This window comes from Paenibacillus sp. FSL P2-0089 (assembly GCF_038595095.1).
Taxonomy (GTDB): Bacteria; Bacillota; Bacilli; order Paenibacillales; family Paenibacillaceae; genus Paenibacillus_AQ; species Paenibacillus_AQ silagei.
This window is the reverse complement of the sequence record NZ_CP152006.1, coordinates 532,990-550,761: the sequence shown is the minus strand read 5'-3', so window position 1 is coordinate 550,761 and position 17,772 is coordinate 532,990. Positions and strand designations below refer to the sequence as shown.

The 17,772-nt window shown below is 50.1% G+C and carries 16 protein-coding genes; 7 read left to right on the top strand and 9 right to left on the bottom strand.

Going from position 1 to position 17,772, the window contains the following annotated elements; translation table 11 throughout:
- Positions 1 to 156: 156 nt before the first annotated feature.
- The 5 genes from NST69_RS02250 to NST69_RS02230 all read right to left on the bottom strand — a co-directional run bounded on the left by NST69_RS02250 (position 157) and on the right by NST69_RS02230 (position 7,012).
- Complete coding sequence (locus NST69_RS02250; protein ID WP_342548366.1) at positions 157 to 894, bottom strand: Fic family protein; 738 nt, start codon at positions 892 to 894, stop codon at positions 157 to 159.
- Positions 895 to 978: 84 nt separating this feature from the next.
- Positions 979 to 1,917 (bottom strand): phosphotransferase, encoded by a 939-nt coding sequence (locus NST69_RS02245; protein WP_342548365.1) that lies wholly within the window; start codon positions 1,915 to 1,917, stop codon positions 979 to 981.
- A complete protein-coding gene (locus NST69_RS02240; RefSeq protein WP_342548364.1) occupies positions 1,907 to 3,454 on the bottom strand; it encodes a GGDEF domain-containing protein in 1,548 nt (515 codons plus the stop codon). The genes NST69_RS02245 and NST69_RS02240 overlap by 11 nt, the downstream gene beginning before the upstream one ends.
- Before the next feature lie 73 nt (positions 3,455 to 3,527).
- The gene (locus NST69_RS02235) at positions 3,528 to 5,282 is read right to left on the bottom strand and encodes an ABC transporter ATP-binding protein (protein ID WP_342548363.1); all 1,755 of its coding nucleotides are present in this window, start codon (positions 5,280 to 5,282) and stop codon (positions 3,528 to 3,530) included.
- A complete protein-coding gene (locus tag NST69_RS02230) occupies positions 5,279 to 7,012 on the bottom strand; it encodes an ABC transporter ATP-binding protein (RefSeq protein WP_342548362.1) in 1,734 nt (577 codons plus the stop codon). Before NST69_RS02230 ends, NST69_RS02235 begins: the two co-directional genes overlap by 4 nt.
- 187 nt (positions 7,013 to 7,199) lie before the next feature.
- Between NST69_RS02230 and NST69_RS02225 the strand changes: the two genes are divergently transcribed.
- The 6 genes from NST69_RS02225 (at position 7,200) to NST69_RS02200 (ending at position 11,231) form a co-directional block, all read left to right on the top strand.
- Positions 7,200 to 7,616, top strand: coding sequence for a GntR family transcriptional regulator (locus tag NST69_RS02225; RefSeq protein WP_340978504.1), 417 nt, complete (start codon positions 7,200 to 7,202; stop codon positions 7,614 to 7,616).
- The gene (locus tag NST69_RS02220; protein ID WP_342548361.1) at positions 7,613 to 8,299 is read left to right on the top strand and encodes an ABC transporter ATP-binding protein; all 687 of its coding nucleotides are present in this window, start codon (positions 7,613 to 7,615) and stop codon (positions 8,297 to 8,299) included. The genes NST69_RS02225 and NST69_RS02220 overlap by 4 nt, the downstream gene beginning before the upstream one ends.
- Positions 8,296 to 9,141 carry a hypothetical protein gene (locus NST69_RS02215; RefSeq protein ID WP_342548360.1) on the top strand — a complete coding sequence of 282 codons (846 nt, stop codon included), beginning with the start codon at positions 8,296 to 8,298 and terminating at the stop codon, positions 9,139 to 9,141. Before NST69_RS02220 ends, NST69_RS02215 begins: the two co-directional genes overlap by 4 nt.
- Before the next feature lie 24 nt (positions 9,142 to 9,165).
- On the top strand, positions 9,166 to 10,359 hold the full coding sequence (locus tag NST69_RS02210; protein WP_342548359.1) for a hypothetical protein: 1,194 nt from the start codon (positions 9,166 to 9,168) through the stop codon (positions 10,357 to 10,359).
- Positions 10,360 to 10,596: 237 nt separating this feature from the next.
- Positions 10,597 to 10,800: a helix-turn-helix transcriptional regulator gene (locus NST69_RS02205; RefSeq protein ID WP_036730779.1), complete on the top strand. Its 204-nt coding sequence runs from the start codon at positions 10,597 to 10,599 to the stop codon at positions 10,798 to 10,800.
- Positions 10,800 to 11,231, top strand: a complete 432-nt coding sequence (locus tag NST69_RS02200; protein ID WP_342550058.1) for a hypothetical protein — start codon at positions 10,800 to 10,802, stop codon at positions 11,229 to 11,231. The genes NST69_RS02205 and NST69_RS02200 overlap by 1 nt, the downstream gene beginning before the upstream one ends.
- Positions 11,232 to 11,262: 31 nt before the next feature.
- Here NST69_RS02200 and NST69_RS02195 read toward each other — a convergent pair whose 3' ends face one another.
- The 4 genes from NST69_RS02195 to NST69_RS02180 form a co-directional block, all read right to left on the bottom strand.
- Positions 11,263 to 12,987 carry an AraC family transcriptional regulator gene (locus NST69_RS02195; protein ID WP_342548358.1) on the bottom strand — a complete coding sequence of 575 codons (1,725 nt, stop codon included), beginning with the start codon at positions 12,985 to 12,987 and terminating at the stop codon, positions 11,263 to 11,265.
- Between the two features lie 51 nt (positions 12,988 to 13,038).
- Positions 13,039 to 13,806, bottom strand: coding sequence for a (2Fe-2S)-binding protein (locus tag NST69_RS02190; protein WP_342548357.1), 768 nt, complete (start codon positions 13,804 to 13,806; stop codon positions 13,039 to 13,041).
- A gap of 1 nt (position 13,807) precedes the next feature.
- Complete coding sequence (locus NST69_RS02185) at positions 13,808 to 14,875, bottom strand: iron-siderophore ABC transporter substrate-binding protein (protein ID WP_342548356.1); 1,068 nt, start codon at positions 14,873 to 14,875, stop codon at positions 13,808 to 13,810.
- A gap of 893 nt (positions 14,876 to 15,768) precedes the next feature.
- Positions 15,769 to 16,926, bottom strand: coding sequence for a 5-methyltetrahydropteroyltriglutamate--homocysteine methyltransferase (locus tag NST69_RS02180; protein WP_342548355.1), 1,158 nt, complete (start codon positions 16,924 to 16,926; stop codon positions 15,769 to 15,771).
- A gap of 222 nt (positions 16,927 to 17,148) precedes the next feature.
- Between NST69_RS02180 and NST69_RS02175 the strand changes: the two genes are divergently transcribed.
- On the top strand, positions 17,149 to 17,727 hold the full coding sequence (locus NST69_RS02175; protein ID WP_342548354.1) for a hypothetical protein: 579 nt from the start codon (positions 17,149 to 17,151) through the stop codon (positions 17,725 to 17,727).
- Positions 17,728 to 17,772: the final 45 nt, after the last annotated feature.

Sequence of the window (17,772 nt, the reverse complement as noted above, 5' to 3'; positions counted from 1 at the left end):
TAACCCACCACAAATCAGGACCACCCGTCCAACGGGTGGTCCTGATTTGTGGTGCCAAAAGTCTTTATGCTCAAATATAAATCGATAGCCTGGGTAGTTTATTAATATATCTTTATTCAGGGAATATTCGACCTTTTTCTTACTACATTTGGCACATTAATTCTGCCGCTCAATCATCCCAAGATAACGATCCAACTGCTGCTCCTCCAGTAAGGCAATCATATCAGCAAAAGGCTTGAGATCCCGGCGCACAGCATAGGCTTCGAGTGCATTGAAGTACTCCAGCCGCGTTTCTTTGGCAATAGAGATAGGAAGATATCCATTTGCCAGCAACTGATAATTCATAATTAGACGCGAGGTTCTGCCGTTCCCATCGGCGAACGGATGGATGCGGACGAATTCGGCATGAGTCCAGGCCGCAAGCTCTATGATATCGGCGTTATCTTTCTGCGCTAAATCAGCATAAAAATTTTTCACTTGCAGATACATTTCATTGGGTACTGGCGGTGTATGCGCTGCTCCAGATATATAAACCTCTACATTCCGGTATAAGCCACCTACCATAATATTCTCAGTTAACAGAGCATGAATATCCTTAATGATCCCTTCATCCAATGGTTTTTCATCGTTAATGCAGGACTTAATATACTGGTATGCTTTATTATGATTAATAACCTCATATATTTCCCGAAGCATTTTCCCGCCTACGGATATCCCTTCCTCCAGTACCACTTTGGTTTCCAGAAGGGTTAACGTATTGCCCTCTATAGCCGTTGAGTTATGCGTATACTCAAGTTCAAAAGCCTTCACATAGCTTTGGACAGTAAGGTCCGGGATTTGATCTTTAGCCTGATCATATAAGGCCTTTTTACGCAGAATTTCAGGGTAGCTCAAGCAGATCACTCCTTTCTTTTCCTATCACTAAGTATAGCCTAGGTATTCACTGAATCGACTTCTGAACTTGGAGAAATAATATTATTACAAAACAACCATATCCAAATACCGCCGCAGCCCCGCCTCAGTACCAGGGTCCCTTAGCCAGGCCCCCAAGCTCCAAGTCATATAACGCAGGCCAAGATACCATGAAGCAGCTCTATAGCTCTGCCCGAACGTATCTGCAGGAAGCACCCATCCCAGCGAAGCCAGCACTTCACGGTATTCTCCAGCTTGAGACCGGTCAAACCGCATAGGGATGTCGAGGAACAGGGAACCGTACCTCGCTTCTTCCCAGTCAATGAACATGACGTCATCATTATTGTGTACCAGTACATTTCCGGGATTCAGATCATTATGTATAAGCGTGTGAGTGGTCTCATCCTTCCAGACGGCTTCGAGCTCGTCCACGATTTTCCCCGATACGGCATCGACCTCAGAAATATACGTCCCGAAGGTCTCCACGAACCGTTCATTGTGCTTGGCCTCTTCCCATGCGGGTCGCCATACTCCATGAATTATAGTCTCTATGTATGTACGGCTAACCCTAGGGAGCCAGGATAACTCCTCCTGCAATCCGCGATTACGGTTATGAATATAAGCCAGCGCCTGCATTTCCTTGTGCTGAAGCATCCCAATATCCAGATTCTGATAATTCGTCTTATAATCTACGTCCTGAATACATAGGAGCACCCGATGGTCCGAATCCAGATTACCCGCTCTATTAAAAGGGACATTAGCCCCCTGATCCAATAACCGGTTCATTACCCGCCGTTCAATTCCATTCGCCATTTTGGTAATCACAGAGCTGTACTCTTGTCTGCCTTCACTCTCCAAGAGAATCCTGTGCCGGAATAAATCCACCGCCTGATAGCCAGAGTGTAGCGGGGTGCTGTCGATATCAAGGACCTTTGCCTTATCAGACAGGAATTGCCGCACAGTCTCCTCAATTAAATCCATCCCCCCGCCAATCTCAAATCTCATGATTTCCCTCCGCCTCTCCCCGCTTGATCGCATACATCCGCTTGTCGGCTTGGCGCAAAAGAGCATCCGGAGCCGTTCCGTCCTGCGGATACAAGCTGATGCCGATGCTCATATCGATCTTCAGCTCTTCGCCTTCATAATCCAGCGTGGCCTGTGCAGCCGCCGCCAGCAGCCGGTGCTCCAGCTCTGCGGCGCTCAGCCCGTCCCCGCCCACGGGGCAGAACAGCACGAATTCGTCTCCGCCGAAGCGGGCCGCCAGCCCGTCCGGCTGAACCAGCTGATGGATCATGGCCGCTACCTTGCATAACATCTGGTCCCCGGCCTCATGACCCCAGCGGTCGTTCACCTGCTTGAACCGGTCGAGATCAAGCAGCATGATGGCTACTTCCCCGCCGCTGCGCTCTGCTTCCGCTAGACTCTCCTCCAGCTTGTCATAGAATTGCCTGCGGTTCGGCAGCCCTGTGAGCGGATCATGGTAGGCCATGAAGGCAATCTGCCGCACATGCTGATTGCGCAGCCGGATGTCCCGGATGAGCAGCACCGCATGGATCTCATGATCCACGGTCACGTAATCTCCGTTAATCATCACCTCGACCGGACTCTCCCCGTTATGCAAAACCATTTCCAGCTCACCGATATCGTCCTGTGACTTTAGCTTCGCCACGATCTCTGCACCGCCCAGATCGGTAAGGTTAGCCTTCCCCAGGTTCAGACGGCCAAACATCTTACCGGCACTCGGATTCGCTTCCTTAATGCTGCCTGACAACGAGACGAGCAGCGCAGCCTGTGAATTGATCTGGAACATCTTCTTGTAGCGCTGTCCCGCATGATTAAGGAACTCATACCGCTGCATGGACAGCCGAAGAACGAAGCACCAGATCAGTCCTCCGTAGATATACGTATAAGGCGGCAGCACTTCATTGAAGCGGAAATAGCCGAACACCGCTACCCAGAGGAATGTCACCCAGGAGCCATACTCCAGCAGCTTGAAGATACCGCCATGCTCCTGATAATCAGGATCGGCGGCACTCCACTTGCGCCTACTTCGCAGCATGACGATGGGGATGAAGCTAAGCAGCAGACTTGCCGTTAAGGTCCCGTAGTAGGCTGCATTGGCTATCGGCCATTTCCAGACCCCGGATACCATGAACAGCTGGACGGAGGTATAGGAACGTTGACCAATGAGTCCCGCCGGAATAGCCAGCGTTAATATGTGGAACAGATAGGGGTACCATGGCCGGGGCATCCGCTTATGTAAGCCGATTAACCGGGCAATCAGATGGAAGCCCAGCCCTGGAATAAGGATACCGACATTGGCGAACCAGACCGCAGCCAGCAGCGGACTATATTCCATGGGCAGCATATACCGGAAGTACTCCTCCAGGAACATCAGGAAATAGCACAGAATTGTAGCGCTTACCAGACGATGTTCGATCTGCCGCGGGTTGCGCAGCAGCACATCCATTCCCATGTAGAAAAAGAAGAGCATCGGCAGCCAATAAAATACGACAGGTATCCATACATGGGTCGGACTCATTTCTCTTCTCCTCTACAGTCTGTCACGGACATAGTTAATCTTAATTTTAATATATTACCGGGCGGAGACGCCGTCAATGAACAAGTTCTGTGGTATGGCTTAAGGCGGCGTAATGGCTGCGGAACAGCAGATCATAGGCTTCATTCCGGCCACGCAGGTTAGCATGGGTATCGCTGGCTGCCACCTTCCCGGCTTGCAGAACCAGCACCTTGTCACAGTCTTGAATTGTAGAAAGACGGTGCGCAATCGAGATCATGGTAGTTCCGGCAGACAGACGCTTCAGCTCATTCCTAATGCCGCTCTCATTCTCAGGGTCCAGGGCGCTTGTACTTTCATCGAAAATAATAATGTCCCGCTTCTGCAGCAGCGCCCGCGCAATCGAAAGCCGCTGCTTCTGGCCCCCGGAGAGCTTCACCCCCTTCTCCCCGATAACCGTATCCAGCCCCTCCTCCAAGGATGCAATATAGTCATAGATATTGGCGCTGCGGCAGCAGGCAATCAGCTCTGCTTCCGTTGCCCCGTCCCCCGCCAGCAGCAGGTTCTCCCGGATCGTCATATTGAACAGAACAGGCTCCTGCGCCACAATGCTTACCTTGGCCGCCGCACTCCCGCTGTTCACCTCATGCAGATCCGTGCCTCCGATGCGGACGCTCCCGCCCTGAGGCTTCATCTGTCCGGTCAACAGTCTGGCAAGAGTAGACTTGCCGCTGCCGCTCTGCCCTACGATGGCTAGATGTTCCCCCTTCCCCACCGAGAACGAAATCCCGTCCAGTGCGAAAGCATCCTTCCCCTCATAGCGGAACCGCAAATTCTGAACCTCAATCTTTTGTCCGCTAATGCGTTTGTAAGGCCGCTGGTCCGCCTCTGCCTGCAACAGTCCGATCACTTTACTGATATTCACCGAATCATTCTTGTAATTCATCAGGCCATTGCTGATCGTCTCAATGAACCCGAAGAATTGCCCGTAGAAGCTAATGAACACCAGCAGCACACCGACCTCCGAGTAGCCTTTTATTACGAAGAGTCCGCCAATGAAATAGATGAACAGCTGAGTAATGAAGTTCTTGGTGAAGAACGAATAAGTAACGCCCAGATGCTGATAGAGCTGGCTGCGGAACCACACCGGACGGATAGCTGCATAATGCCCGTTCAATTCCTCAAGCTGGGCCTCCTCCAGATTGTTGGTCTTAATATCCTTCCAGTTCTGCAGACTCGCATGTAAAAAAGATTCGTACCCTTTCTGCAGCCTCCATAGCTCCTCCCCCGCCTTCCTCGTTTTCTCACCCAGGAGATTCACGGTCAGCAGGGAGACCGGAACGAAGACGAAGCTAAGGAGGGCGATCCGCCAGTCATAGCTTACAAGAATCACAGCCAGCGCAGCAGCATACAGGACAGCATAGCTGAAATCTAACAGATGAATCGTGAAGAACCGTCCGGCTGCGGCTGAATCCTGCTCGATCCGGCTTTTTAGGTCACCAATACTGTACCCGCTGTACTCCTCATAATCCAGGCTGCTCACTCTATTCAGCAGTTTGCGCTTAAGCCTGAGGTCATACTTCAGAAGCAGCTGGTTGGAGTAGCGCTTGCTGACCGCAATCCCGGCCGTCGTAAGCACGAATACTCCCAGATAACCCGCGATAACCGGCCATAGCCCACTCAGGTGCTTCTCCACCAGCACGCGGTTGACGAGCAGAGAGTACAGGAATAACGGAAGCAGTCCGCAGACCAGATTCCACAGCTTGAACAGCACGAGCGCCAGCAGCGGCTTACGGACACCTTCAATTCCCTGAGTCAGCGCTTTATAGGCGGCCCATCTTGTCATAGTCATACCGCTTCGCCTCCTGCACGCTGTTCGCTGAATAGATCTATGTACGTTTTGTTGCTTCTGATCAGCACGTCGTGAGTATCGTAGCCTGTGATCCGGCCATCCTCCAGCACTGCAATCCGGTCACAGCCTCTAAGCGTGGACAGCCGATGGGCGATGATGATCAGCGTTCGGTCTTGCGCAAGCTCACGGGTCATCTGCCGGATCAGCGCCTCATTCTTGCTGTCGAGGGACGAAGTCGCTTCATCGAAGACCAGAATTTTCGGATTCTTGACCAGGATTCGCGCAATAGCCAGACGCTGCTTTTGGCCGCCCGATAATTCCTGCCCGGAAGTCCCAAGCACCGTGTCCAGCCCCTCCGGGAGATTCAGGACCAGCTCATGCAGCGCAGCTCTCTTAAGTGCTTCGAGTAACAGGCTGTCCTGATCACGGTTATTCGTAAAAGAGAGATTATACCGCAGCGTGTTATTGTACAGAACCGTCTCCTGATGAACCACACCCACCTGACTCCGCAAGCTGTGCAGGTTATATTCGTTCACGTTGCGGCCATCGATCAGAAGCTCGCCGCCGTCAACGGGATACAGATTGCAGAGCAGGCTTCCGAGCGTTGTTTTCCCGGCTCCGCTCCTTCCGGCAATACCCACAGTGCTTCCTCCCTCGACACGGAGATTGAACCCGTCCAGTACCCGCCTCTCCTCCGTATATCCGAAGCTGACATTACGAAATTCAATCTTCCCCTCCTTAATCAGTGTGGGCAGACGGGCTTCCCTGTAGTCCTCTTCCTCTTCATTCAGAAGCTTCGCAACACGCTGCAGGGATATATTCTGGCCCCAGGTATCGGTAATCTTGCTATTGATCGAGCTGAAGTAGGTCACCGCCATATTGAAATAGCTGGCGGCAGCCACAAAAACACCAAGCTGCATCTGCCCTTTCACAATGAGCCGGGCGCAGATGATGAACAGCAGCAGCTGTGCGGCAAGTGTGATGAATGCATTCACCCGCTCGGTGGATACCTCAATTCTTCCATTATCCACATTCTTGTGATGGATAGAGACTGTCCGCCTGAGATAGGTACAGGTTACCAGCCTCCCGGCATTCAGCAGCTTGATCTCCCGCATATTGGCCACAATTTCAAATAAGTACGAGGACAGCCTGCCCTGCTCTGCCGCCAGATCCCGGTTGACCCGAAGCGCTCTTCGCTTGAAATATCTGGAGGCTAAGAACACGACAGGCACCAGCACCACAGTGAACACTCCCAGCAGAACATGATAATAGAACATGAAGCCCACGGCGAACACAATATGCAGCAGATTGGAATACCCCCACAGTCCGCTCCAGAAGAGGAGATTCATAATGTCCTTAGCATCGCGGTTCATCCGGCTGATCAGATCGCCGCTGTACATCCCGGAGAGATCCTTCCCCTTCTGATGCAAAATCTTGCGGAATAGCGCCCGCCGGATATCGAACACGAACCCCGTCATCAGCTGGGAGGAGATCAGATTATTAAGCGTTGCCACAATGAACTGATTGAACAGGAGAATGCCGGCATAGATCAGGCACAGCTTCAGGAAGGCCTTCAGATCCTGGTCATAAAAAGCGATATTAATCAGCCGTCCGCCCAGGAACGGATATATCAGATTCACCAGGGTCATTACCGTAGTTACCAGGAAACCGCATACAAATACCAGCTTGTGCATCCGTATGAACGTCATCACCCACCGTCTTGCAGTCACTGCCCCACCACCTTCCATATATTCACAGAGAGTATTGTAGCACGGATGTTCGTACTCTACTATTAATAATCCTTTTGGTGCCCGTGCTCAAATTAATCTATTGACACAAAAGTGTATTACACGTATAGTACACACATAAGATGTATGAACCACTTAGTACACACACTTACCATATGGAGTTGGTTGTATGACAGAAGAACAGAAATCAGGCGTCAGCTTTAATATTCGTGAGCCGGTATATATTCAAGTAGTACGTCATTTCAAGGAACAGATCGCCACAGGGCAAATCGGAGCGGGAGACCAAATTCCTTCACGGCGTGAACTGGCATCAATAATGAAGATTAATGCGAACACGGCGCAGAAGGCATATAAGGAAATGGAGGAACAGCGTTTGATCGTAACAGAGGGAAATTCCCCAAGTCGAATTACACAGGATCAGCAAATACTAAGCTCGATTCGTGCTGAATTAATCGAAAGTGCAGTGGATATATTCATCGGCTCCATTCGGAATATTCAAATTCCAGTTGAAGAACTGGTAGATATCATAAAGACAAAATACACATCCGAGCGAAAATTATCTCCAGAAGGTGGTGATACAAGATGATCCAAGTGAATCAGATGGTGAAGAGTTATGGATTCAAGAAGGTACTAAATGGCGTTAGCTTCACTGCTGCCAAGGGAGAGATCACCTGCCTGATCGGAATCAATGGTGCCGGAAAGTCAACGGTGCTGAAGTCCATCATGGGACTAACACCATACAAAGGTGAAGTCTTAATCGATAATGCATCACTAACACCTGCGATGTATGAGAAAATGACTTTTATTCCAGATTCGTTAACGATGCCCTCCAAAATGCGAATTGCGGATTGCTTCAGCTTTATGGCTGACTTTTATCGGAATTGGAACGCTGAACGTGCAGTGGAATTGCTTAAGTTCTTCCAACTGAGCTCTAAAGATCGCGTGTCTTCATTGTCGAAGGGGATGGCTGCGAAGTTAAATTTGGTGCTCGGACTTGCCTTGGATTGTGATTACATCCTAATGGACGAACCGTTCTCAGGGATTGATATATTCAGCCGCGAGCAAATTACTGCTGTGTTCACGAGTGAATTGATCGAGGATCGTGGTGTGATTATTACAACTCATGAAATTAACGATATTGAGCATTTAATTGATAAAGCGGTCTTGCTGCAGCATGGGAAGGTAGAACGTGAATTCTACTGTGAAGAAGTTCGCGAGCAGGAAGGTAAGTCCATTACGGACGTAATGAGAGAGGTGTACATGCAATGAGAGCTTTTGTGAAGCTATTGAATTTTGAAATGAACCGATTTGCCAAAATATATTTTGGACTCATGGTGCTGACAGTTGCTATGCAGCTTGCAGCAGTCACCATCGGCGCTAATCGTTGGATGGATTCTGCGAACGAGGCAATGAGAGTGAATCAATGGACCCTTGAGCAATATCACAATGTGACTGGATATATTCAGCTAAACAGTATGATGTACCCTACCTATAATGGACTTCTATATTTCGGACCTATATTTTTGAGCATCACAGTGTTGCTATTATATAGCTGCTTCATCTGGTACCGTGACTGGAGAGGTAAACATACGGTAGTATATCGCCTGCTCACGTTGCCTTCCAATCGGGCGAATTTGTATTTTGCCAAGCTGGTTACGATCTTGCTATTCGCATTTGGACTTGTCGCCCTGCAAATTATCCTTGTTCCACTGGAGCGTTTGATTGCACAGTCGATTCTTCCTGCTGAATTATATCGGAACATCTCGGTATTTGATTATTTGAAGTATTCTACTGTGCTTAAAGCTCTGGTTCCACCTTACTTTTCTGAGTTTGTACTATACTATGGACTGGGCATTACTGGTTTGATCGTCTTGTTCACAGCGATTCTAATGGAGCGGAGCTACAAACTGAAAGGGATCGGCTTTATCGTACTATACTTAGCGCTTCTAGCTGGATTAGCCTCAATCCCCTATGTTATGGGTTATAGCAGATACGATAGCTATTTCTATCCAGGAGAAATTCTGGGCACTTGTCTCGGATTAATAGTGATCGTTGCTGGAGGCTCGCTTTGGTATAGCTTGTATCTGTTGCGCAAGAAAATATCGGTATAATCGAAGGGCTATGGAGGTTAAGGAATGAGAAAATATATGGTTACCGCCGTTCTGGTAGTGTTCGCGGTTATTACAATCGGGACGTATTATGTACGGGCTTCACAAGAGATACTACCTAATTATAAGCTGACGACGGTTCAAGGGGATGCTTCCCTCGTTGAAGGTATAACATTATACGGAAATTATATGACTAAGGATAGCGTTTTTGGCATCAGACGAGCTTACATCACTACAAATGGTGCAGAATATCCAGATGAAAAGTTAAAGATAAGCCAAAGCTTAAACCGGGAACCAGTGAAAACGCAATTGGATGTATGGATAGATCAGCATCGTCAATTTATGCGCGGGAAGAATATCTTAACTGGGTTCTATGAAAATCAGGATATCCTTGCTTATGTGAATTCCACTGTAGATAAGCAGCAATCAAATGATCCATTAGCGAAGAAGAATGCTAAGCTCAGTATTTCTGTGCTTAACAAACAGAAGGACAATACGCAGGAAATCAGATCCGATATCCATGTAGATCATGATGTTTCAGATATCTTTGTACAAAATGTACAGCTTCTCGATCAACAGCTTGTTGCATTGGTGTCTTTGAGTCACAGTGCCAAAGGTTATGTATCTGAACCGCAGATTATCCGTGTAAATCTAACAACACAGGAGATTACGAATGAACCGCTCATATTACCAGGAGCTACATCTGTAGCAGCAAATGGGGATAATCAATTCGTAAGGCTAGCCAATCAAAACCTGGAACAAACGGATCAATGGATTTTAAGTGTTAGTAAAGATAATCATAAAAAGGCATATCAAGTGGATGTGAAAACAGGACAAGTCTCGCCACTCACATTCCAAGGACATGAAATGTTATTGAATAATATTATGAACGTCTATGGACAGAAAATATATTTCCTGCAAAAAGCTCTATCGAGCAAGGAAAATATAGGATTCACTGTTATTTCATACGATCTCGTGAGTAAAGAATATGAGACTATTCTGAAGAATACAAATATAGATTTAAGTAAAAACATTACCTATCAGTTTAAACAAGACCATCTCTATATTGTGGGTTATAAGAATCTCAAAGGTAATCGTCTATATGTATTCAATTTGACAAGCGGTAACCTTGAATACGAAGGAAAAGTAGTGTCAGCAGAGGCTGCAAATCAGGCTGAAGATGAAGCTAACATGGATTTGAATTTTATTAATTCCGATTAATTGTAGAAATATTCGTAGAATAAAAAAATAGAGCCTGCTTCTTAAGAACAAGAAGCGGGCTATTTGCTATGGATTCAATTGTCTCTATATGAATGGTAATGCACAAGAAAAAGACTGTCGCGTGGACAGCACAAGTAGTCGGGATCTTTTCACAAGATGGAAAGTAAGCTTTACATCCTCAGCATCATGCGATACAATCACCATGTTAAGTTAACTTTCCATGAAGAGAGTGATTCCATGAACAACCGTTTGGAAGAGTTACGCAAGCAGCGCGGAATCAGGCAGGAGGAATTAGCAGCGGCGCTTGAGGTGTCCAGGCAGACGATTGGTTCACTGGAGAACGGCCGCTATAATCCGTCCATCCTGCTGGCGTTCAAGATTGCCCGTTATTTCGGGCTGAGCATTGAGGAGATTTTTATTTATGAGGAGGAAGAGAATTGATGAAGAAATCCGTCTCGGCTTATCTTCTGGTTATTGCAGGTGTAGTCCTGCTGGCAGGCAGTCTGTACTTCATTAGAACAGTTCAAGAGCCGAAGGGGGTGCTGCGGACACTGCCCTTTATCTGTATCGGACTGGGTTCTGGCCTGTTCGGCAGCGGGATGGGGGAACTCATCGAACGGCGCGCATTGAAGAATAGCCCCGCCATCGCCAAGCAGATGGAGATCAACAAGAACGATGAACGCAATATCGCCATTGCAACCCGGGCGAAGGCGAAGGCCTATGATATGATGGTTTTTGTATTCGGGGCTTTAATGCTCGCCTTTGCCTTGATGGAGGCTGATCTCACCGTGGTGCTGTTACTGGTATTCGCCTACCTTTTCACGATTGGATACGGCATCTATTACCGGTTCAAGTATGATCGGGAGATGTAATTGGCAGCGGTTCCGTCTGCCGCTAGTCCGCTCAAGCCAGTAACGCCTGGGCCACCTGATCCAGAATGCAGTTGATGCCTGTCGGTCCATAACAGCCGATCCAGGTAGCAGCATCTACCGGGTATATAAGCTGACGCTTGTCTGCACCTAGCATGCCCCTCACACTGTGCTCTGTCATCGATATTCCCTCCTGCATCCTCTCATTACTAAGCAAAAAGTAGTAGTTGGCATGCACAGACGGCAGTCTGTCAACGGAAATATGGTAAGCCGTGTCGGAGGCGGGTTCCGCCACAAATCGCGGAGCAGGCAGACCAAGGTCGCGGTACAGCACAGCGCCTGTGCGGTGAGAAGCCGTATGTACCCGGACGATGGACTCCCGCGGACGGATCAGAGCTACACTCTTACCCGCGAGTACCGGAGCCAGCTCTGCGGACAGCAATGCCGTACGGCGCAGGTAATCAGCAATAATGCGTTCCGCCTCCGCCTGCTTGCCTGTCAGCTCGCCGAATAGGCGCAGAATCGTCTGCCAGCTCTCATTGCGCTTGAACATGATCACCTGCGCCACCTGGCTTAAGCGTTCATAGTGCGGAGCATGCACCTCAGTGCAGATGATCAGATCCGGGTGCAGCCGTTCAACAGCCAGCAGGTCCGGGTGCTCATAGGTTCCGAGCATTTCCGTTGCCACAAGCCTCTCCCGGAAATAAGCGGGGAAATTCAGCGCCCCGCTTCCGAAGCCTACGCTTCCTGCTGGGGATATCCCCAGCGCATGCAAATGGTCAGCATACTGGACGTCAAGCACAGCGATCCGCCGCGGAGCAGCGGTGACAAGATATTCGCCCCGCAGATGGAAGATCACCGGACCCTGTGGTGACTCGTGCGGGAAGGCCACGCTCTCTGACCGTCCCGAAGGAGCGGAGAGTACAGCGGGAGCTGAAGCGGCAGTGCGCCTGTAGAGCTGCGGGGGAACTCCATAATGCTTCTTGAACGCCCTGCTGAAATAATACATGTCGCGGTAGCCTGTCCGCTCAGCGATCTCGCCGATGGAAGCATCCGTATAACGCAGCATCCGCTCTGCGCTCTCCATCCGCAGCCGGATTACGTATTCCATGGGCCCGAGCCGCTTCTCCTGCTTGAACCGCCGCTGGAGCTGCCGCACGCCGCATCCGGCCAGCGCGGCCAGCTCTTTAAGCCCCAGCTCCTGACGATAGTGCCCCTCGATATAGGCGGCAACAACCTCCACCATATCGGGCTCTACCCCGCCCTGACCGCGTTCATGCTCCATAATAAGCTCGTAGAGCATACCTTGCAGCAGCGCATTGGCATGGAAGCGTTCCAGCCCTTCTCCCCGGCTCCATTTGGCGGCAATTCTCTCCGCCGCCATATGCAGCTCCGCCGGGGACCCGGAATGGTGAATGAACGAAGTGCGCAGCGGGTGATTGCGCTGCGGGAAGAGGACATGTGCAGCTCCCGCCACAGGAATGGCCTTGTAGCTAATAGCTGTATAATGAATGTTGTCTGATTCCGCACTCAGAGTGTAGGCTGATCCCTTGACGGCATGACAAGCAAAAGAGGCTTGGACATGGCAGCCTTCACCATTCATCACAAGCCCTCCCTTCCCGCCGATGGCCAGCAGCAGCTGACTTGCCGCCAGTCCCGTTTCGCTAAGCACACCGCCGGGCGGCACAGTACCGCTGCGCACATCAAGCGTCTTGACCGCTGTATCACTCCATAGACTTGCCTGTTCTTGTTGCGGCATTTCTCTCATCTCCTGACAACAGTATCCTTTGCTTAACGGATAGACCTGCTGTCATTTTAATTGAGATTCATTCTCATTGTCAATTTTCGGACACTTTCTGCAATATTCCCCGGACATCCGGTAGTAAAAGCAACAGGTAATGCGCTTGCTCTTCGCAACCGGAGCCTCGTCATTCCCCTCGGTGAACCGGGTGAATGGATTGCGTCTTGCGCCGAACAATGCGCCGGGAGCCGTCCGGGTCAGATACACAAAATCCTCTTGCATCCGCAGCCTCTCTTCGCCGGATGAGTCTGCTCCAAGGGCATAGAGCGGGGCAATACGCACAATAATATTCTCCCACAGCACGGCCATGGAGACGGGGCCCACGGTGGCAAGCGTCTGCAGCATCGGCGCAAGCCGTGCCGCAAAATTCTCCTCAATAACAGCTTCGCGCCACACGGCCCTATCCTTCTGTGGTGAGGCTGACTGAAGCCCGTCCAGCGCCAGGAATGGGAATGTCGTCTCTTCTGTAGAAGCCGGATGATAGAGGAAGCTTCTGTTCAGCGGGAAGAAGACTTCACGATTATGAACGGTCATGGCGGTCAGTATTGGCGCGATCCACAGATAGCCGATCCGTTTGGCCAGCATGGAAGCCGCAACCTGCAGGTCCGGCGCACCGATGTAATCCTTAAGCCAGCTGACATACTCGCGACACACCGCTTCGTCCTGCAGCTCACTCAGAGCAATGGTGCGAACGGTGCCCGCAGGCGGCTCCCCCAGCCTCATCCGGTAATCCTCCGCCAGTTCCCTCCAGGAGGCCGACGACAGATAGTGGTCCATCTCAGTGAGCTCCAAGCAGCGCTTCCGAGGCCTGATCTACAATAATATTAATCGCAAGAGGACCATAGTACGCGATCCAGAGCGTTGAATTCACATCATAGGCACGGTTATTCTTGACTGCATCAAGGGATTTCCAGATCGGACTGCTGGCCAGAGCCTCTGCCTCTTTGGCGAACAGATCATCCGAGAGCAGGAAATAGTGATCTGCCCCGATATCAGAGACAGTCTCCATCGATATTTCAACTGAGGTATCATCCTTGATCGCCTGAACGAACGCTGGAGCCTTTAATCCCAGATCCTCATACAGAATGCTTCCTGTCCGGTGCTCGGGACCATGTACCCGAATTCCTTCCGGTCTTGGACGAATCAGCGCCACCGTCTCGTCGCCCAGCTTCGCCGACAGCTGCTCACGCAGTCCGGTGATTTTGTCCTCGTAGGCCTTCTTCACTGCTTCAGCCTCTGCCTGCTTCCCTGTTATTGTACCGATGGTAGCCAGCGTATCCCGCCAATCCTCATAGAAGTCCAGGACGATGGTAGGCGCGATTTTGCTAACACTCCCATAGGCCTCCTCCTGAAAATCCGTCATCAAGATCAGATCCGGGTTCAGCGCCACAATTGCTTCCAGATTGGGCTCATCGCGTGTACCCAGGACCTTCACCCCGTCCATTTGAGCACTCAGATATTCCGGGAACTCGTCCTTGGTTCCGGCAACCACGCTGCCTGTCGGTTTCTCTCCAAGCGCGATCAGCTGATCGGCGAATTTCACGTCAAGCACAGCGATCACCTTCGGCTTCTCCGTAAGCGTATATTCGCCCTTGATATGTTTGAAGGTAACCGGGTAGGCTGCTGCAGCCTGTGCCTCCGGTGTTGCCTGCGTCTGTGCTTCAGGCGATGGAGACGGCTCCGCTGATGCAGACGGCTGTGCGGCTGTACCTGCATTCGTGCCTCCCCCAGAACCGCAAGCTGTAAGTACCAGTACCAGCGCCAGCATCCATACCATGAATAATCCTGATTGCCCAGCGGCGAATTTCTTTCTGCCGGCCCCTTGTTTCTGTGTTGCTCTGTTCACGCTGACTCCCCCTGTTATGTATTATGTGATAATGATTTTCATTATCATAATTGTTACAGCGAGTATAGCTGATCTGTAGCCTCTGTTTCCATGTACTTTTGCGACATTGCAGCCGGATAAATGCGACATGGTGTTTAGCTATATAAATTGAACTAATGATTTTTTTGTTTTGGGATGGCCGTGACTCCAGAGAAGTTTTGGACTTCCGGCCGCTGTTGTGTTTGAATTTCTTGATTAAAACAGCTACGCACGGTGGAAATCCAAACACAGCCTATGCTTACGATGCGAGCTTTCCTGCGGAAAGCTTTCAGGCGGACGCTACCGCTCCTACAGTTCCAAAATTCCCCTCCGCCACTTTTCCCTTAATTTAAATTTTCAAGTTTAATCTATATAGCAGGTGATATAGACGGAAACATTAGGAAATCACCCTACCGGGTGAAGGATGCTGATGCCTTCTCTCACCAGCCGCTTGTATAGAGAATTGCTGCACTTCTTGCAGGATTCCTCCTTACCTATTACTGGCTGAAGTACAATGTTGCATTATTTGCACAAATTTCGGTGTTTATAGCAGATTAGCGCTGAATTTGTTGCATTTCTTGCAGGATTTCAGCATAGACCGCATCTATGGGGCAGTATTGTTGCACTTCCTGCAGGATTTCTCTATAAATGTTACTGGCTGTGGAGCATAGCAGCACCCAATGTATTCGGATTTCCGTATACATTGGGCAACTTACCTTCGTGGTAGCATATTGTATTCGGTTTTTCATATACATTCCATCTGCTCCTCATTCAGATGTTTCAAAGACTACTTAGTTTCATAAACAGCAGCAAGCCCGCATCCTGTTGCCAGATGCGGGCTTGCTTTTATGAACAGCTGCTACCTATTAATGAAGTTAAGCCCAATATTGCTGGGCAATCTTTTGCCCCTGTCTGATCTTCGCCCATTGCTCCGCTTCCGTCAATTCGTTGCCGCCGTCGCAGGACGCGAAGCCGCATTGGTGGGAGAGCAGTAATCTCTCCTTCGGAATGATCGTGGACGCTTCATCCAGCATGCGGAGGACACGGGTCTCATCGTCAAGCGTACTGGTTTTGGAAGACAGCAAGCCAAGTACAATTTCCGTCTCCGGTCTATCCTTGAACACAGCAAGTGCCTCCAGCGAGCCAGCGCGTTCGTCGTCCCACTCCAGGAAGAAGCGGTCGTACTTCAGCTGCTTCAGGAACAGGTTGGCAATCTTCACATAAGAGCCGCCGCCCATATTCCGGGAATCATAATTACCGCGGCAGTTATGGGTCCACATGAGCAGCCCCAGGCTATGTCCGTAATCAATAATGGTGTTGTTAATATCGATGAACTCTGTGGCGAGACTCTGTACTTCTTCGTGGTTGATTTTCTCACCGGTAAATGGCGAATTCGGATTATCGTCCGCGAACAGCTCCCAGAGGCAGTCGTCGAATTGCAGAATCTTACCGCCAGCGGCTGCGAATTCCCCTACGAAATCCTTATACGCCGTCACCAGACCCGCCTTCAGCTCATCACGGTTCTGGTACACTGCACCCTCGCCGCCAAGGTTATCCGACCAGGACAGCTCTCCGAAGATATGGGATGGCGAAGGCACGCACAGCTTCGTCTCCCGGTCTCCGGCATGCTCCTGAAGCTGGCGGTAGGCCTGAAGGAAGTGGTGATTCTTCCCGCCGAGTTCACCTGTGATGCGCAGACCGATGTCTTTTCGCGTCTCGTATTTGGAGGTGCCGTCAATGTCTCTGAAGAAATACCCGTGAGGCGCAATATAGCGCTGAATCCCCTGGAAGCCCCACACGAAGTCCAGATGCCACATCGACTTGGAATACTCCCCATCCGTCAGAATCGTCAGCCCATTCTCGCTCGCTTGCTCGACTACCGACTGAATCGCCTTCGCCTCACACTGCTCATAGCCCTGAAAATCCTCGTAAAAAGGATACTGAATATCGTCCCGGTGTTCGATTTGCTGCTTATATTCTAATAGCTCCGCCGGACGCAGCAGGCTGCCTACGATCTGAAATCTATCACACATGATTAGCCCTCCTCTAGTTCCACTGTTCTGTCTTTGTGTATAAATTCTAGCATGGAGTACGATCAGAGACGTAACACTTATAACTGATATCTGGCTATAGGGAGAAGTTATACGCTCACTCCGCTGCCGTAATACAATCGTAAGGTTTCGCTTAGAGAATCGTAAGCTCTGCCGCTTATGCTGTTCCATGTAATCCAAAAAAAGAGATGGAGCGTGATAAGCATGGGTAACAGCAAAGCAGGCAAACGGTTCATGATGGCGGCAGTATTGGTACTCTCTCTGGCGGTGTCCGGTATCGCCGGCGCGGCGGCAGGCATCAAGACGATGAAGAAAGACGGCATGGAGCTGATGAACCTAAGACAGGCCGCCATGATGTACGGCTACAGCATTGAATGGAACAGCAAGGACCGCTCCGTATCGCTGATGTACATGGACAAGATGATGGATGACGACAAGATGATGGATGATGGCAAGATGATGGACGATGGCAAGATGATGGATGACGGCAAGATGATGGATGACGGCAAGATGATGGATGACAGCAAGATGATGGACGACGGCAAGATGATGGATGATGGCAAGATGATGGATGATGGCAAGATGATGGATGATGGCAAGATGATGGATGACAGCATGAAGCCGGCAGCCAAGATGATCAAGGTAATGATTGGGTCGAAAAAAATGATGGTCGACGGTAAAACGGTCAATCTGAGCATGGCCCCTGCCCTGTATGACGGCAGCACTTATGTGGCGGATACGGTAGTGACCATGTACATGAAGCCTGCCAAGGCCATGAAATAAGACGGGATGAGCGATGCCCTCACCCTGTGATATGATGGAATCAAA

What these genes read in the sequence shown, in the direction of transcription:
- NST69_RS02190 (WP_342548357.1), bottom strand. Translation starts at nt 13,806, where the DNA reads ATGGACCACTATCTGTCGTCGGCCTCCTGGAGGGAACTGGCGGAGGAT.
- NST69_RS02235 (WP_342548363.1), bottom strand. Translation starts at nt 5,282, where the DNA reads ATGACTATGACAAGATGGGCCGCCTATAAAGCGCTGACTCAGGGAATT.
- NST69_RS02175 (WP_342548354.1), top strand. Translation starts at nt 17,149, where the DNA reads ATGGGTAACAGCAAAGCAGGCAAACGGTTCATGATGGCGGCAGTATTG.
- NST69_RS02195 (WP_342548358.1), bottom strand. Translation starts at nt 12,987, where the DNA reads ATGCCGCAACAAGAACAGGCAAGTCTATGGAGTGATACAGCGGTCAAG.
- NST69_RS02205 (WP_036730779.1), top strand. Translation starts at nt 10,597, where the DNA reads ATGAACAACCGTTTGGAAGAGTTACGCAAGCAGCGCGGAATCAGGCAG.
- NST69_RS02225 (WP_340978504.1), top strand. Translation starts at nt 7,200, where the DNA reads ATGACAGAAGAACAGAAATCAGGCGTCAGCTTTAATATTCGTGAGCCG.
- NST69_RS02210 (WP_342548359.1), top strand. Translation starts at nt 9,166, where the DNA reads ATGAGAAAATATATGGTTACCGCCGTTCTGGTAGTGTTCGCGGTTATT.
- NST69_RS02220 (WP_342548361.1), top strand. Translation starts at nt 7,613, where the DNA reads ATGATCCAAGTGAATCAGATGGTGAAGAGTTATGGATTCAAGAAGGTA.
- NST69_RS02245 (WP_342548365.1), bottom strand. Translation starts at nt 1,917, where the DNA reads ATGAGATTTGAGATTGGCGGGGGGATGGATTTAATTGAGGAGACTGTG.
- NST69_RS02215 (WP_342548360.1), top strand. Translation starts at nt 8,296, where the DNA reads ATGAGAGCTTTTGTGAAGCTATTGAATTTTGAAATGAACCGATTTGCC.
- NST69_RS02240 (WP_342548364.1), bottom strand. Translation starts at nt 3,454, where the DNA reads ATGAGTCCGACCCATGTATGGATACCTGTCGTATTTTATTGGCTGCCG.
- NST69_RS02200 (WP_342550058.1), top strand. Translation starts at nt 10,800, where the DNA reads ATGAAGAAATCCGTCTCGGCTTATCTTCTGGTTATTGCAGGTGTAGTC.
- NST69_RS02180 (WP_342548355.1), bottom strand. Translation starts at nt 16,926, where the DNA reads ATGTGTGATAGATTTCAGATCGTAGGCAGCCTGCTGCGTCCGGCGGAG.